A 16113-nucleotide genomic window follows, 5' to 3' on the forward strand; every position below is an offset into this window, starting at 1 on the left:
CCTAGGCCTTGAGGTCGTGCCGCGCCAGCGCCGCCGAGCCTCGCAGGCCGCCGACGTGCAGGACGGCGCAGACCAGCATGGCGACGGCCGCCACCGCGCTGCCCCATACCGGCACGCCCGCCACGCCCAGCGGCGCGCCGACCAGCAGGCTGACGCCGAAGGAACTGAGTTCATAAAGCGCCCAGGCCAGGCCGAAGACCGGCATGACTCGGTTGGGATGACGCCATTGCATCAGGCCCAGAACGGCGGCGGCCCCGGCGAAGAAGACCGCGAACCCCGTCGTCGCCCCGCGGAAAGCCGCCTGGCCGGTGTCGGGGCTGAACCAGACCAGGGCCGCCTGTATCAGCCCTACCGCCGCCCACAGCCAGAAGCCCCAGCCGCTGAGGCGCGCCATCGCCGCCGCCGTCGAACCCGAATCGACGGGACCGAACGGATTGGGGAAGACGAAACGACGGTTCATGCGCGACTCCTAGAATGCGGCGGCAAACCTATCCCGCGCCGCCCCCATTTCCCAAGCCCGTGAGCGAGAAACAGCCTCGCCTTCACCTTTGGTCTGGCCGCGTCTAGGGTCGCTGTTATGCGGATCGAACCCCACGACCAGGCCGTGCTCGACCATGTTGCGGCGCGCGGCGACGCGATCGTCGCGCGGACCATCGCATGGGCCAATATCAACTCCGGCAGTCGCAACGCCGCCGGTCTGGCGCGGATGCTGGACGTGCTGGAGGCCGAGGCGCGTCGCCTGCCCGCCGAGGTGGTGCGCGTGCCGACCCAGGCCTCGACCACCGTGGCCGACAGCGGCGCCGTGATCCCTGAATCCTACGCCGACTGTCTGAAGATCACCGCCCGGCCCGAGGCTCCGATCCAGGTCGTCCTGACCGGCCATTACGACACCGTCTTTCCCGCCGACAGCGCCTTCCAGACCGTCGTCGCCCGCGCCGACGGCGCCCTGAACGGTCCCGGCGTGGCCGACATGAAGGGCGGCATCAGCGTCATGCTCGCCGCGCTGGAAGCCTTCGAGACCCACCCGGACAAGGCCCGCGTCGGCTGGACCGTGCTGCTGTCGCCCGACGAGGAAATCGGCTCGCCCGCCTCGGCCCCTTTGCTGGCTGACCTCGGCGCGCGCGGCCATGTCGGCCTGACCTATGAGCCCGCCCTGCCGGACGGGACGCTGGCTGGGGAGCGCAAGGGCAGCGGCAACTTCCACCTGATCGTCACCGGTCGCGCCGCCCACGCGGGCCGCGCCTTCCATGAGGGCGCCAACGCGGTTGCGGGCGCGGCCATCATCGCCGCCCGTCTGCACGCCCTGAACGGCCAGCGCGACGGCGTCACCGTCAACGTCGCCAGGATCGCCGGCGGCGGCCCGCTGAACGTCGTCGCCGACAACGCCGTGGTCCGCTTCAACGTCCGCGTGCCGGATCAGGCGGCCTCCGACTGGATCAACGCCACGGTGCGCGCCATCGCCGCCGAGCCCCCCTTCCCCGGCCTGACCCTGGACCTGCACGGCGGCATGACCCGCGCGCCCAAGCCGATGGACGCCAGCCAGACCGCCCTGTTCCACGCCGTCCGCGACGCGGGCGAACTGCTGGGCCAGACGATTGCCTGGAAGCCTTCGGGCGGGGTGTGCGAGGGCAACAACCTGCACGCCGCGGGCCTGCCCAATGTCGACACCCTGGGCGTCGTCGGCGGCGACATCCACTCGGATCAGGAGTTCGCCTGGCCCGCCAGCTTCGTCGAGCGCGCCCAGTTGTCCGCCCTGATCCTGTGCAAGATCGCCTCGGGCGAGATCGACGCGTTGAAACTGAAGCAGCTCCGACTGGAGACCCTGTAACCGATGCTCGTTGTTCGCCCCGCCGGCCCGGCCGACCTCCATCACCTGCTTGAACTGGCCATCCTGTCCGGCCCCGGCTTCACCAGCCTGCCGGAAGACGCCGACGTGCTGAGCGAGCGGCTGGAGCTGAGCCAGAAGAGCTTCGAGGGGCGCGTCCCACCGCAGGAAGCCTGGTACACCCTGATGCTGGAAGACGGCGACACGGGCGACATCGACGGCATAGGCTCGGTCAAGGCGACCGTGGGGCTGAAGCGCCCCTTCTTCTCGTTCCGCGTGGTCAACAACACCGTCCAGTCGCCGTCGCTGGGCGTGAAGATGACCCAACAGACCCTGGTGCTGGTCAACGAGTGCACCGGCTGGACCGAGGTCGGCTCTCTCTTCCTCAAGGCCGACCGGCGCAAGGGCGGCGCCGGGCGCCTGCTGGCCCAGTCGCGCTACATGCTGATCGGCGCCGAGCCGGACCTGTTCGCCGACAACGTCCTGGCCGAGCTGCGCGGCGTCTTCACGCCCGACGGCTACTGCCCCTTCTGGGACCATGTAGCGCACAAGTTCTTCCCCATGGACTTCGACGACGCCGACCGCATGACCGGCTCGACCGACAAGCAGTTCATCCTCGATCTGGCCCCGCGCCACCCCATCTATGTCGAACTGCTGCCCGAGCCCGCCCGCGCCGTGATCGGCAAGGTCCACCCTCAAGGCGTGCCGGCCATGGCCCTGCTGGAAAGCGAAGGCTTCCGCCCCAACGGCCTGATCGACATCTTCGACGCGGGCCCGACCGTGGCCTGCGGCCGCGACAACATCCGCACCGTCCGCGACGCCCGCGTCCTGACCGCCCGGATCGAGAAGGCGGTGGAGGTCGACCTGCCCAGCCTGGTCTCGACCGACAGCGTCGCCGCCTTCCGCGCCGTCCGCGCCCGCGTCCTGGTCGACGGCGATCTCGCCCGCATGACCCCCGACGTCGCCGCCGCCCTGAATATCAAGGACGGCGCCACGGTTCGGGTGAAGTCGTAATCCTCGGGGTTTCCCGCTCATCCCGGCGGACGCCGGGATCCAGTGAGAGCCCCGCACGCTTCCTCTGCCAATTCGACCTCGTCACCTCTCCGGCCGCTTCGATGCGGCCAAAGCACTGGATCCCGGCGTCCGCCGGGATGAGCGGATATTGATATGACCCGTTTCACCTCCACCAACCCCGCCACCGGCGAAACCGTCTGGGAAGGCGAGGCCGCCACCACCGAACAGGTCGGCGCCGCCGTCGAGGCCGCTCGCGCGGCCTTCCCCGACTGGGCCGACCGCCCGCGTCAAGACCGCATCGACGCGGTCAAACGCTATCAGGCCGTGCTGAAAGAGCGCGCGCCCGAAATGGCCGAGGCCATCAGCCGCGAAACCGGCAAGGCCCTGTGGGAGACCAAGACCGAACTGGCCTCGATGGCGGGCAAGGTCGACATCTCGATCCGCGCCTATGACGAACGCACTGGCGAACGCAGCAGCGACACCGCCTTCGGTCGCGCCACCCTGCGCCACCGCCCGCACGGCGTCTCGGCCGTGCTCGGCCCGTTCAACTTCCCCGGCCACCTGCCCAACGGCCACATCGTCCCGGCCCTGCTGGCGGGCGACACGGTCGTGTTCAAGCCGTCCGAGGAAACGCCCCTGACCGGCCAGTTGATGGCCGAATGCCTGGACGCCGCCGACCTGCCCAAGGGCGTGTTCAACCTGGTTCAAGGCGGACGCGACACCGGCGCCGCCCTGCTGGATCAGCCCATCGACGCCCTGATGTTCACCGGCTCGGGCGCGGCAGGCGCGCATTTCCGGCGCAAGTTCGCCGACGATCCCCACGTCATCCTGGCGCTGGAGCTGGGCGGCAATAACCCGCTGGTCGTCTGGGACGCACGTGACGCCGAGGCTGTGGCCGGCATCGTGGTCCAGTCCGCCTTCGTCACCACCGGCCAGCGCTGCTCCTGCGCGCGCCGCCTGATCCTGCCGGAAGGCGCCGCCGGCGACGCTGTCGTCGAGGCCGTCGCCGCCCTGTCCGACCGCCTGAACTTCGCCCCCTGGGACAGCGATCCCGAGCCCTACGCCGGGCCGCTGATCTCGGAAACGGCCGCCAGCAACGCCCTCGCCGCCCTGCAACAGCGCATCGACGCGGGCGCCAAGGTCATCCGCGCCTCTGGCCCCGTGGACAATCTGCCCGGCGCCTTCGTCCGCCCCGCCATCATCGACGTGACCGGCCTGAACGTGCTGGACGAAGAGATGTTCGCCCCCTTCCTGCAGGTCATCCGCGTCCCGAGCTTCGACGCCGCCATCGCCGCCGCCAACGCCACCAAATACGGCCTGTCCGCCGGTCTGGTCAGCGACGATGCGAAGAACTGGGACCGCTTCATCAACCGCATCCGCGCGGGCGTGGTCAACTTCAACCGCCCGACCACCGGCGCGGCCGGCGACATGCCCTTCGGCGGCCTCGGCGCCAGCGGCAACCACCGCCCCAGCGCCTACTACGCCGCCGACTACTGCGCCTACCCGGTCGCCAGCTTCGAGGCCGGCGCGGTCAAGAACATCGAAAGCGAGATCAAGGGCTTGCGCTAACTTCCTTCTCCCCTTGAGGGAGAAGGTGGCTCGCGGAGCGAGACGGATGAGGGGTGTGAGCGCCATGTTTGATAGGTCGAACTCAAGGTCCCGGATGATTAGGTATGGCGCCGCCGTCCCCCCTCATCCGAGCGCCTTCAGCGCCCACCTTCTCCCCCAAGGGGAGAAGGACGCATGAAGGCCATCGAAGCCAACGCCGACGGTCTGATCGGGCCGACCCACTCCTATGCGGGGCTGTCGCCGGGCAACCTCGCCTCCAGCCTGAACAAGGGCGAGGCGTCGAACCCGCGCGCGGCGGTGTTGCAGGGTCTCGACAAGATGAAGCGGCTGGCCGACCTGGGCCTGCCCCAGTTCGTCCTGCCGCCGCACGAACGGCCGAACGTCCCCTTCCTGCGCCACCTGGGCTTCACCGGCTCCGACAAGACCGTCCTGGCCAAGGCCTGGCGCGATGCCCCGGCGTTTGCCGCCGCCGCCTGTTCGGCCTCGCCCATGTGGGCCGCCAACGCCGCGACGGTGACGCCCAGCGCCGACGCCGCCGACGGCCGGGTGCATTTCACCCCCGCCAACCTGCATACCAACCTGCACCGCTCGCTGGAGCATCACCAGACGAAGCGCTCGCTGGACGCCCTCTTCCCCGACGCGACGCGGTTCGCCGTCCATGACGCCCTGCCCGCCGTGGCCCATCTGGCCGATGAGGGCGCCGCCAACCACGTCCGCCTCTGCGCCTCCCACGGCGCGCGCGGGGTCAATCTGCTGGTCTGGGGCCGCGAAGCCTTCGCGCCCTGGGACGGCCGCTTCCCCGCCCGGCAGACGCGCGAAGCGTCCGAAGCCGTCGTCCGCCGCCACGAAGCTGGTCGCCCGGTTCTGGCCCAGCAGTCGCGCGCCGCCATCGTGGGGGGCGCCTTCCACAATGACGTGGTCTGCGTCGGCGCCCTGGACACCCTCTTCTTCCACGAACTCGCCTTCGAAGACACGGACGCGACCAAGGCCGCCATCCGCCGCGCCGCCGACGGCCTGTTCGAGCCGCAGTTCGTCGAGGTCTCGACCGCCGACCTGCCGCTGGCCGACGCCATCAGCTCCTATCTGTTCAACTCCATGCTGATCCAGATTCCGGGCGAGGATCGCCTGACCCTGATCTGCCCGACCGAGACGCGCGACAACGCCCGCAGCCACGCAGTCGCCGAACGCCTCGCCGCCTCCAACGGCCCCATCGGTCGTGTGGAATACGTCGACGTGCGCCAGTCGATGCGCAACGGCGGCGGCCCCGCCTGCCTGCGTCTGCGCGTCGTCCTGACCGACGAGGAACTGGCCGCGACCAACCCCGCCATGCGGATGACCGACGCCCTGCACGCCCGCCTCTCGACCTGGGCGACGCGCTGGTATCGCGAGACCCTGACGGCCAGCGACCTGGCCGACCCCGCCCTGCTGGACGAGACGCGCGGCGCCCTGGACGAGTTGACGGGAATCCTGGCGCTGGGCCCGGACTTCTATCCGTTCCAGCGCGGCTGAAACCCTTCTCCCCTTGGGGGAGAAGGTGGGCGGCGGAGCCGCTCGGATGAGGGGTAGGTTCGATACGGACACGAGGTTCAGCCTGAGGCCTATGGCCCCCTCATCCGTCATGCTCCGCACGACACCTTCTCCCCCGAGGGGAGAAGGAACACCAAGGCGTCATAACTCGGCGTCGCAATCCCTAAAAAACATGGGGTTTGCGTGCGTCCTGAACGCATTTCCTCGCCGTCCTCCCGCCCCGCGCCATCATGACCCCTCAGGCAGCGGCGCGGAGGATTTCAGACGATTCAGACTATTCAGACCCTGTTTTTCTGAAAGCCGCCGTCAGGCCGCGAACCGCCCGCCCTTGGCCGCATAGGCCTGCGTCCCACGCGTGAAGACCTTGTCGCTCGGCAGGATCGCCTCGATCGGCAGGTCCTCCGCCCCCTTCAGCCGCGCGTAGATCGGACCGAAATCCTGCAGCGTCACGGCCTTCAGTTCGTCAATGCTGTCGATGACGAAATAGACCTGCTGGAAGTCGTCAATCCGATAGAGGGTCTTCATCACCCGCTCCAGGTCGAAGCCCAGGCGGTTGGGCGAGGCGTTCTCCAGGGCGAAGACGCTCTCAGTCGCCGAGGAGACGATGCCCGCGCCATAGATGCGAAGCCCGGCCGGGTCCTGCATCAGGCCGAACTCGACCGTGTACCAGTACAGCCGGGCCAGCTTGTCCAGCATCCCCAGCGACGCCGCTCGCTGCCCGCCCTTGCCGTAGGCCTCCATATAGGCGGCGAAATCGGGGTCGGTCAGCATCGGCACGTGGCCGAAGACGTCATGGAAGATGTCGGGTTCCTGCAGGTAGTCCAATTGATCCGGCTTCCGGATGAACTGGCCCGAGACGAAGCGGCGATGGGCCAGATGGTCGAAGAAGACATCGTCAGGCACCAGACCGGGCACGCAGACCACGGTCCAGCCGGTCAGGGCCTGCAGCTTGGGGTTCATCACCGCGAAGTCGGGGATGCCGCCCATGTTCAGGTCCAGGGCCTGAAGCCCGCGCATATAGGCGTCGCAGGCCCGGCCGGGCAGGATCTTCATCTGCCGGGCGTAGAGGGTGTTCCAGGTCTCGTGCTCGACGTCGGTGTAAGCCGCCCAGTTCTGGGGGATGGTCCAGTCGGCGGCGGCGCCTTCGGGCGGCGCTTCAAAGACGTGTTCGAAATCGGACATGGGAACGCTCCTCTCGGCTCTAACGGCCGTTACGGGCAGATTAGCGCGCGATCCCGCCGCCGTCACGCACGGCTATTGCAGCGTTTGCGAGCGTGGCGCGTGGCGACCGTGCGAGTCGATGGTGAACCACTGTCGCTCGTCGTCGGGGGACAGCGGCTCGGACTCGGGGCTGGCCTCCAGCGCCTCTTCGGCGGCATAGGCGATAAGGCCGCCTGCCGCGTCGGCGACGAGGATGCTGTAGAAGGGCTGATCGCTGGCGACCACGCCGGTCTCTTCGGCCGGGCCTGCGTAGGATGCGTCCACATCCATGACCAGGCCATGAAAGGCGTGGTCGCGATGCCGGACGATCTGTCCGAGGCCGAACCGGGCTGTGTGAACCTGGGTCATGCTGCATCCAATACGCTCCGCAAGTTGAAGCGGATGCATCGCGATCCGTTCATCTTTCCGACAGGAAGGACTTGGCGTGGCCGTTGCTCCCGGTTTACGCTGATCGGGACGGGCGCCGTTTTGGACCGCCCACATGAAAGCTCGGCCCATGCCGGAGACCCCTGGCGCGCCCGCACGGCGCGACGCGAGGTCCCAGCCCACGAAGTCCCGCGATTCGGGGGCTTCCGGTCGTGATGCGCCCCTCTATGGCGCGCTCGACCTGGGGACCAATAACTGCCGCCTGCTGATCGCGCGCCCGGCGCGCGACGGGTTTCGGGTGGTCGACAGCTTCAGCCGCATCGTGCGTCTGGGCGAAGGCCTGTCCAGCACCGGCCGACTGGACGACCGCGCCATGGACCGGGCCTATGACGCCTTGGCCCTGTGCGCCGAGCGGGTGGCCCGCAAGGGTCTGGAGGCCAGCCGCCTGACCGCCGTCGCCACCCAGGCCTGCCGCGCCGCCGACAACGGCCAGGCCTTCATCGAACGGGTCCGTCGCGGCACCGGGCTAAAACTCAAGATCATCGACCCGGCGGAAGAAGCCGGCCTATCGGTCGCCGGCTGCCTGAACCTGTTCGATCCCAAGGCCGAGGCGGTTCTGGTCATCGACGTCGGCGGCGGCTCGACCGAACTGTCCTGGATGAAGCGCGGCGCGCGGGGCTTTGAGAGCAAGGGCTGGATGTCGGCGCCGCTGGGCGTCGTCACCCTGGCCGAACGCCACCCTGAGCCGTCCGACGACACCGAGACCTGGTACGAATCCATGGTCGCCGACGTCGGCGCACATCTGGCCGCCGGGGGACCGAACGACGCCTCAGTGCGCCCCCTGTTCGAGAGCGGGCGGGTGCATATGGTCGGCACGTCGGGGGCCATCACCAGCCTGGCCGGCATCCATCTGGGCCTGCGCCGCTATCAGCGCGATCTGGTCGACGGCCTGTGGATGACGCGCGGCGACTGCGAGGCGGCGGCTCTGCGGCTAAAGGGCCTGGGTCCCTCGGGACGGGCGGCGGAAAGCTGCATCGGCCCTGACCGCGCCGATCTGGTCCTGGCGGGCGCAGCGATTCTGGAAGCGGTGCAGCGCGCCTGGCCGTGCGAGCGCGTGCGGGTCGCCGACCGGGGCCTGCGCGAAGGTCTGCTGCTGCAACGGATGCGCGAAGACCGGCAGAAACCCCGCCGACGCCGTCGCCGGGGCCGCTCCGGCTCTGCCGATCAGGCGGCGGCCGCTCCGGCGACCTGAACCGGCAGGTCGATGTCGCAGACCGAGAAGTCCGCGCCCTTGGCCTGACGCGCCGCGTCCGCCAATGCGCGGAACCGAGCCGAGGTCGTATCCAGCACCTGAACCGTCGGCCGCTCGGCCTCGGCCAGGTCGGACGCCGCACGCACCCGCGTCATGCGGTCAGGGCCGGTGACGATGCCGTCCGGATTGGGGCTGGCCTTCAGCGCCCGCACCACGTCCAGCCCCGCCACCACGCGGCCCCAGATGGTGTAGCGCTTGTCCAACGCCGGGTAGGGCTGACGCATCAGGAAGAACTGGCTGTTGGCGCTGTCGGGCGCCTCGTCGCGGGCCATGCCGGCGACGCCCGGGCAGTAGAGACCCCAGGCGTGGACCTTGTGATCCGCCGTTGTGGCCATCAGGGCGTCGGGCTGGGTCTGAACCGGCAGGGAATGGAGGAAGCCCAGCGCCGCCCCGGCGGGCGCGGCCACGGCCGTGAACGGCGTCTGACCGTCGCGGCGGAAGGTGAACTCGGCCTTCAGGTCGGGATAGGGGCTCTGGCCGTCGCCCGTGCCCAGGGGATCGCCCGTCTGGGCCATGAACTGGTCGATCACCCGATGCCAAACGAGGCCGTCATAGAAGCCGCGCCCCGCCAGCAGGCGGATGCGCTCGACATGGCCCGGCGCGATCTCGGGGGCCAGTTCAACCAGGATGCGGCCCTTGTTGGTGTCGATCACCAGCAGGTTCTCGGCCGCAACTGTGCGCCACTCCGTCGCGGCGAAGGTCGCGGTCGAAGCCGGCGCCGCCTCCTGCGCCCACGCCGCCGGACCGGCCAGCATCATGACGGCCGCCGCCGCCAGACCCGTTGAAAAGCGCATCGCCGTCCCTCCCCGATCAGAAAACTCAGCCGCCGGCGATCTGCACGACCGGCTGCACGTCACAGATGCCGAACTGGGCGCCGCGCGCGGCCCGGGCGGCCTCGACAGCGGTGTTGAAGGCGGCCGAACCGGGCACGGCCACGCGCACGGTCGGGCGCTGGCTCTCCGGCAGGGCCGAAGCCAGTTGCACCTTGGTCATGACATCCGGGTTGGCGACCTTGCCGTCCTCGGCGTCGCTGCCCGCCTTCAACGCCTTGACCACGTCCAGACCCTGAACCACCCGGCCGAAGGTCGTGTAGCCGCCGTTCAGATTGTCGTTCTGGCCGCTCATCAGGAAGAACTGGCTGTTGGCGCTGTCAGGCGATCCCGCCCGCGCCATGCCCGCCACGCCGGGGCAGAACAGGCCGCTGGCCGTCGTCTTGAAGTCGGCGGTGACGAACATCTGGGCGTCCGGCTGGGTCGTGATCGGCAAGCTGCCCATGATCCCGCGCAGGCCCGGGCCGCTATTCTCGACCGGCGCGAAGCCGCTGTCGCGCCCGCGACGGAAGCTGAACTCGCCCTTGACGTCGGGCAGGTCGCTGCCGCCCGCGCCGGTGCCCTCGGGGTCGCCGGTCTGGGCCATGAAGTTCGGGATGACGCGGTGGAATTTCAGCCCGTCATAGAAGCCGCGATTGGTCAGGGTGCGGATGCGTTCGATGTGGTTCGGCGCGGCGCGCGGCTCCAGTTCGACCAGAACCCGGCCCTTGGAGGTGTCGATCACCAGCAGATTGTCAGGCGAAACCGTGCGCCATTCTGCGGTTTGAGCGACCGCGCCGCCCGCGATCATCGAGACCGCAGCAGCGGCCAGAAGCATCTTGAGGTTCATTCGGTATCCTGAAATCTAGCGCTGCACCTTGGCGCGAACCTGGGCGGCGACCGCCGGGCTGACAAAGCTTTCGATCGCGCCGTCCAGACGGGCGATCTCCTTCACCAGCCGCGAGGCGATGGCCTGATGGCGCGGATCGGCCATCAGGAACACGGTCTCTATGTCGCTGTTGAGGCGCTGGTTCATCGCCGTCATCTGGAACTCGTATTCAAAGTCCGCGACAGCGCGCAGCCCCCGAACGATGACGTTGGCGTCCACCTCTTCCGCGAAATGCATCAGCAGGCTGGAAAAGGGCCGCACCTGAATATCGGCGTCGAAACGCGCGACCTCGGCCTTCATCATTTCGACGCGCTCGGCCGTTGTGAACAGCGGCCCCTTGTCGTCATTCTGGGCCACCCCGATCACCAGGCGGTCCACCAATTTCACGGCCCGGCCGATGATGTCCATATGACCGTTGGTCACCGGGTCGAAGGTGCCCGGATAAAGCCCGATCCGCATGGTGTCGCTCCCCATCATCGCGTCGGTTTAGCAGGTGCGACGGACCCGGAACAGGTCAAGCGTCGCGGTCATAACCGGGTTTTGAACGAGCAACGCCGACCCCCACGTCGACCCTATTGCGGTCTCCGCTGTTCGGGCCCGCCTTCCAGTCCCGCCGGCCAACGTGGCCAGCGCGGCGGCAAGGGTTCACGAGCCGCGACGATCAGCGGCGATTCCGAATGGTGGCTCAGGAAACGCTCACCTGTGGACCTCTCCGACCGCTGCCCCACACGCCCCAGTTCATCTTCGAAGATGGAGATGCCCATCCAGCCTCCGTCCGGACGATACCCCTCGTCCCTGTGTCCCGGCGCGCCGCGATTGAAATAGGCGACTGCCTTGGGCGCGAGGCCGCAACCGGGCGCATTGTCCTTCCATAGTACGCAGTGGCTCAGCGGCCGATCATCGCCCGACCACCAGCAGGAGAAGACCACATTGGCCTCCAGCTTCGGACAGGGGGTGATCGCCTCAGCCACGACGGGCGGCGACGGCGCCGTTCGGCATCCCGCCAGGCTCAGCGCCGCCAAGGCCAACCCGCGCCAAAGTCCCGATCTCATCGTTTTTCTCCCCTGCCCGCGATGATGATGGGACGAACAGGACAGGGGTCAAGCTACACGCGTTAGAGCGGTTGCAGCGGTTGGCTGATTGCGGTTGTCGCCAATCGCTGAACCAGGCTGCGGTCATCCGCAAAGTCGTGGGCATCAATGGAGGCGACCGCGCAGGCGGGCGTGGCGCTGTTGCAGATGAAGGCGCCGTCAAACCGGGCCAGGTCGCTTCGCTTCACGCCCCGTCGTTCAGACCTCAACCCGACGTCGGTCAGCCCTCGCTCCAGCAGCGCCTGCCCCGTCCCCGCCAGCATCGGCGCCTCGGGCCAGACCACCGTATCGCCCTGGACGAAGCCGATGTTCCAGATGGAACCTTCGGAAATCCGTCCGTCGGCGTCGACGAACAGGGCGTCGTCGAACCCAGCCAGAACCGCCTGACGCCGAGCGCGGGTCAGGCCGAAGGTGGCGGCGTGCTTCAGATGCGGGACTTCGCGCGCATAGACCTGAGTCTGGAGACGCAGAGGCGTGGTGAGCGGCGCGGCGGGCGGCGACAAGGTCGTCAGAACGCGCGGCTCGACCATCGCGCCGGGCGCACGCAGGCTGACGGCGTCCGAGAAGAGGTTGATCCGCAGACTGAACCGGCCCGAACGCCCATCCAGCGCCTGCCGCATCCGGGCGCGCAGCGTGGCCTCGGGCACGGCGACGCCGAACAGTTCGACCGCCTCGGCCTCCAGCCGCGCCAGATGCAGGTCCAGCCCGCGCGCCCCGCCGCCCTCCACCTGCATCGAGGTGAAGGCGCCGTAGTTGGACAGGGCGAAATGGCCCAGGTCGGCGGCGCTGGCGGGCCGGCCGTCGATCTGCATTTCAGCCGTCATGCAAACCTCAAACCTCCGCTCATCCCGGCGGACGCCGGGATCCAGTGAGAGCAATTCGCGCCGCCGTTCGCCCTTGGTCGACGCCGCACTTGACGCCAAAGGACTGGATCCCGGCGTCCGCCGGGATGAGCGGAGGATTAGACTCAGCCCTCGCCGCCCTCTTCGATCGCGGTTTCGTCCACGCCGTCGGCGTCATCATCGGCGCCCGAGTCGGGCAGGCGTTCGACCGAGACGACCTTCTCGTCCTTGCCGGTGCGGAAGATGGTCACGCCCTGGCTGGACCGGCCGACGATGCGGACCTGGCTGACCGGGGTGCGGATCATCTGGCCGCCATCGGTGACCAGCATCAGGTCGTCCGAGTCCTCGACCGGGAAGGCCGCGGCCAGACGCGTGCCGGCACGACCGCCCAAGCCGTGGGCCGTCAGCCCCTGCCCGCCGCGACCCGTGCGGCGATACTCATAGGCCGAGGACCGCTTGCCGAAGCCGGTTTCCGTGACCGTCAGGATGAACTGCTCGGCCGCGCCCAGTTCGGCGATGCGTTCGACGCTGAGGGCGGCGTCGGCCACCGCTTCATCGTCGGCCTCGACCGGGATTTCGTCTTCGTGCTCGCCCGTCGCCTTGCGCATGGCGTTGGCGTGCTTGACGTAGGCGGCGCGCTCTTCCGGCGAAGCGTCCACGCGGCCCAGGACTGCCATGGAGATGACCTCGTCGCCGGCTTGCAGACGGATGCCGCGAACGCCGGTCGAATCCCGGCCCTTGAACACCCGCACGTCGTCCGCCTTGAACCGGATGGCCCGGCCCAGCCGGGTCGTCAGCAGGATGTCGTCCTCGGCGTTGCAGATGGCCACGCCGACCATGCGGTCGCCGTCTTCCAGCTTCATGGCGATCTTGCCCGCGCGGTTCACCGTGGCGAAGTCGCTGAGCTTGTTACGCCGTACGTCGCCGGACCGGGTGGCGAACATGATGTCGTAGTTGTCCCACTCCGACTCGTTCTCGGGCAGCGGCAGCACGTTCATGATGCTGTCGCCCGGCTCGATGGGCAGCAGGTTGACGAAGGCCTTGCCGCGCGACTGCGGGTTGCCCAGCGGCAGGCGCCAGGTCTTCAGCTTGTAGGCCTTGCCGTTCGTGGCGAAGAACAGGACCGGCGTGTGGGTCGAAGCCGAGAATACGCCCGTGATGGCGTCCTCGTCCTTCATCGTCATGCCCGACTTGCCCTTGCCGCCGCGATGCTGGGTCCGATAGGCGTTCAGGGCGACACGCTTGACGTAGCCGCCGTGGGTGACGGTGACGACCATGTCCTCGCGCGGGATCAGGTCCTCGTCCTCCATCTCGGCGTCGCCTTCCCCGATCAGGGTGCGACGCGGCACGGCGAACTGCCCCTTCACCACCAGCAGGTCTTCGCGAATGATGGCGATGACGTTGGCGCGGTCCGACAGGATGGTCAGATGGCCCTGGATGGTGTCGGCCAGGCCGCGCGCCTCGCCAAAGATGTCGTCACGGCCCAGGCCGGTCAGACGCGACAAGGTCAAGGCCAGGATGGCGCGCGCCTGTTCGTCGGTCAGGTTCAGCTTGTCGCCGTCGATCAGCACGGAGCGCGGATCGGCGATCAGTTCGACCAGGGCGATCATGTCGCCGACGGGCCAGGACTTGGCCTGCAGCCGCTCGCGCGCTTCCGCCGGATCGGCCGAAGAGCGGATGATGTGAATGACTTCGTCGATATTGGCGACAGCGACGGCCAGGCCGACCAGGACGTGGCCGCGGTCGCGGGCCTTGGCCAGTTCGAACTTGACCCGGCGGATGACCACTTCTTCGCGGAACTCGAGGAACAGCTCCAGCAGCTTGCGCAGGCCCATCTGCTCGGGACGGCCGTGGTTCAGCGCCAGCATGTTGACGCCGAACGAGCTTTGCAGCGCCGTGTAGCGGAACAGCTGGTTCAGGATGACGTCGCCCGAAGCGTCGCGCTTCAGCTCGATGACGATCCGCATGCCCAGACGGTCGGACTCGTCGCGGACGTCGGAAATGCCTTCCAGACGCTTCTCGCGCACCATTTCGGCGATGCGCTCGATCAGGGTCTGCTTGTTCACCTGATAGGGCAGTTCGGTGATGACGATGGCGTCGCGATCCTTGCGGATCTCCTCGACCGTGGCGCGCCCGCGCACGATGACCGAGCCGCGCCCGTCGCGCAGCGCATTGCGCGGCGCGGTGCGGCCCATGATCTCGCCGCCCGTGGGGAAGTCGGGGCCGGGCACGATGTCCAGCAGGGCCTCGTCGCCCATGTCGGGGTTGTCCAGCAGCGCCACGGCCGCGTCGACGATCTCACCCAGGTTGTGCGGCGGGATGTTGGTCGCCATGCCGACGGCGATGCCGCCTGCGCCGTTGACCAGCAGGTTCGGAATCCGCGCCGGCAGGACGACGGGCTCCAATTCCTTCTCGTCGTAGTTCGGCTGGAAATCGACCGTGTCCTTGTCGATGTCGGTCAGCAAGGCCACCGCCGCCGGGGCCATCTTGGCCTCGGTGTAACGCATGGAGGCCGGCATATCGCCGTCGACCGAGCCGAAGTTGCCCTGACCGTCGACCAGCATCAGACCCATCGAGAAGGGCTGCGCCATCCGCACCAGGGCCATGTAGACCGAGGCGTCGCCGTGCGGGTGGAAGCGACCCAGCACGTCACCGACGACGCGCGCGCACTTCGAATACGACCGCTCGGGCGTCATGTTCAGGTCGTGCATCGAATAGAGGATGCGACGGTGAACAGGCTTCAGACCGTCGCGCGCGTCAGGCAGGGCGCGGCTGACGATCACGCTCATGGCGTAGTCGAGGTAGGAGCGTTTCAGCTCGTCCTCGATCGTGATGATGGAGATGTCGCCGGGCGCCGAAGGTGCGGCGTTGTCGTAGCTGTCGTCGGTCAAGGAAATCAGGCTTTAAATGGCCGGAATCGGAACGTGATCCGCTATTCCGGTTTCTAGCATCCGGGGACCGTGGTGGCAAAGAAACGCCGGTGATATCCCCATGCCCAAAAGGACAGGAAAACCATGCGTCTGACCGTCTCCGCCCTCGCCGCCTCCGTCGCGGCCTCCCTGATCGCCGCAAGCGCCTCGGCGCAAAGCCCCGGACCGGCTCATGACCACGCCGCCATGGACCACGCCGCCCACGGCCAGACCGGCATGGACCACGCCGCCATGATGGCGCGCGCCACGCCGGGCCAGACGGGTCAGGCCGTCATCATCAACGGCCAAGGCGTCGAAATCGGCCAGGCGACCCTGACGCAAGGGCCCACCGGCCTGCTGATCAAGGTCGAGGCCACGGGCCTGACGCCCGGCTGGCACGGCATCCACATCCACGCCACGGGCCAGTGCGCGGCCCCCTTCACCTCAGCCGGCGCCCACATCAACCACGGCGACCCGAAAAAGGCGCATGGCCTGCTGAACCCCCAAGGTCCTGACGACGGCGACCTGCCCAACCTCTACGCCGCCGCCGACGGTTCGGCCTATGGCGAGTTCTTCACCACCCGCGCTCGCATCAGCCAGGACGGTCCCGGCCAGTGGCTGTGGGACGCCGACGGTTCGGCCCTGGTGATCCACGCCAATCCCGACGACCACAGCAGCCAGCCCATCGGCGGTGCGGGCGACCGCGTGGCCTGCGCGGTCCTCGGCGCCCAGTAAGATC

Annotated in this window: 15 protein-coding genes; 6 read left to right on the plus strand and 9 right to left on the minus strand. The window is 68.5% G+C overall.

The genetic code is table 11. The annotated features are described in order from the left end of the window. Position 1: 1 nt before the first annotated feature. Complete coding sequence (locus AB4Y68_RS07520) at positions 2–460, minus strand: hypothetical protein (protein WP_441454891.1); 459 nt, start codon at positions 458–460, stop codon at positions 2–4. A gap of 117 nt (positions 461–577) precedes the next feature. Here AB4Y68_RS07520 and AB4Y68_RS07525 point away from each other — a divergent pair, with 117 nt between their 5' ends. From AB4Y68_RS07525 to astB, 4 genes are all read left to right on the plus strand, one after another. After that, the gene (locus AB4Y68_RS07525; RefSeq protein ID WP_441454892.1) at positions 578–1828 is read left to right on the plus strand and encodes a hydrolase; all 1251 of its coding nucleotides are present in this window, start codon (positions 578–580) and stop codon (positions 1826–1828) included. Between the two features lie 3 nt (positions 1829–1831). Next, positions 1832–2839 carry an arginine N-succinyltransferase gene (locus AB4Y68_RS07530; protein ID WP_441454893.1) on the plus strand — a complete coding sequence of 336 codons (1008 nt, stop codon included), beginning with the start codon at positions 1832–1834 and terminating at the stop codon, positions 2837–2839. A 153-nt stretch (positions 2840–2992) separates the two neighbouring features. Beyond that, positions 2993–4408 (plus strand): succinylglutamate-semialdehyde dehydrogenase, encoded by a 1416-nt coding sequence (gene astD / locus AB4Y68_RS07535; protein ID WP_441454894.1) that lies wholly within the window; start codon positions 2993–2995, stop codon positions 4406–4408. Positions 4409–4582: 174 nt separating this feature from the next. After that, positions 4583–5917, plus strand: a complete 1335-nt coding sequence (gene astB / locus AB4Y68_RS07540) for an N-succinylarginine dihydrolase (RefSeq protein ID WP_441454895.1) — start codon at positions 4583–4585, stop codon at positions 5915–5917. A 324-nt stretch (positions 5918–6241) separates the two neighbouring features. On the opposite strand, the gene phhA is transcribed toward astB, so the two are convergent. After that, positions 6242–7117: a phenylalanine 4-monooxygenase gene (phhA, locus tag AB4Y68_RS07545; protein WP_441454896.1), complete on the minus strand. Its 876-nt coding sequence runs from the start codon at positions 7115–7117 to the stop codon at positions 6242–6244. 72 nt (positions 7118–7189) lie between these two features. Beyond that, a complete protein-coding gene (hspQ, locus tag AB4Y68_RS07550; protein WP_441454897.1) occupies positions 7190–7504 on the minus strand; it encodes a heat shock protein HspQ in 315 nt (104 codons plus the stop codon). A gap of 148 nt (positions 7505–7652) precedes the next feature. Between hspQ and AB4Y68_RS07555 the strand changes: the two genes are divergently transcribed. Beyond that, entirely contained in the window at positions 7653–8774 is a 1122-nt protein-coding gene (locus AB4Y68_RS07555; RefSeq protein WP_441454898.1) for a Ppx/GppA phosphatase family protein, read from the plus strand. Here the strand turns inward: AB4Y68_RS07555 and AB4Y68_RS07560 are convergent. From AB4Y68_RS07560 to gyrA, 6 genes are all read right to left on the minus strand, one after another. Continuing rightward, positions 8747–9628 (minus strand): peptidylprolyl isomerase, encoded by an 882-nt coding sequence (locus tag AB4Y68_RS07560; protein WP_441454899.1) that lies wholly within the window; start codon positions 9626–9628, stop codon positions 8747–8749. The two genes, AB4Y68_RS07555 and AB4Y68_RS07560, sit on opposite strands and share 28 nt — an antisense overlap. A 25-nt stretch (positions 9629–9653) precedes the next feature. Next, the gene (locus AB4Y68_RS07565; RefSeq protein ID WP_441454900.1) at positions 9654–10493 is read right to left on the minus strand and encodes a peptidylprolyl isomerase; all 840 of its coding nucleotides are present in this window, start codon (positions 10491–10493) and stop codon (positions 9654–9656) included. A 15-nt stretch (positions 10494–10508) separates the two neighbouring features. Beyond that, positions 10509–10991, minus strand: a complete 483-nt coding sequence (gene coaD / locus AB4Y68_RS07570; protein WP_441454901.1) for a pantetheine-phosphate adenylyltransferase — start codon at positions 10989–10991, stop codon at positions 10509–10511. A 113-nt stretch (positions 10992–11104) separates the two neighbouring features. Then, positions 11105–11584, minus strand: a complete 480-nt coding sequence (locus tag AB4Y68_RS07575; RefSeq protein ID WP_441454902.1) for a hypothetical protein — start codon at positions 11582–11584, stop codon at positions 11105–11107. A gap of 62 nt (positions 11585–11646) precedes the next feature. Beyond that, positions 11647–12447, minus strand: coding sequence for an aminotransferase class IV family protein (locus tag AB4Y68_RS07580; RefSeq protein ID WP_441454903.1), 801 nt, complete (start codon positions 12445–12447; stop codon positions 11647–11649). A 143-nt stretch (positions 12448–12590) separates the two neighbouring features. Further along, positions 12591–15356 (minus strand): DNA gyrase subunit A, encoded by a 2766-nt coding sequence (gene gyrA / locus AB4Y68_RS07585; RefSeq protein WP_441454904.1) that lies wholly within the window; start codon positions 15354–15356, stop codon positions 12591–12593. A 225-nt stretch (positions 15357–15581) separates the two neighbouring features. Here gyrA and AB4Y68_RS07590 point away from each other — a divergent pair, with 225 nt between their 5' ends. After that, positions 15582–16109 carry a superoxide dismutase family protein gene (locus tag AB4Y68_RS07590; protein WP_441455009.1) on the plus strand — a complete coding sequence of 176 codons (528 nt, stop codon included), beginning with the start codon at positions 15582–15584 and terminating at the stop codon, positions 16107–16109. Positions 16110–16113 lie beyond the last annotated feature (4 nt).

It is taken from the genome of Brevundimonas sp. 2YAF1, assembly GCF_052114745.1.
GTDB lineage: Bacteria > Pseudomonadota > Alphaproteobacteria > Caulobacterales > Caulobacteraceae > Brevundimonas.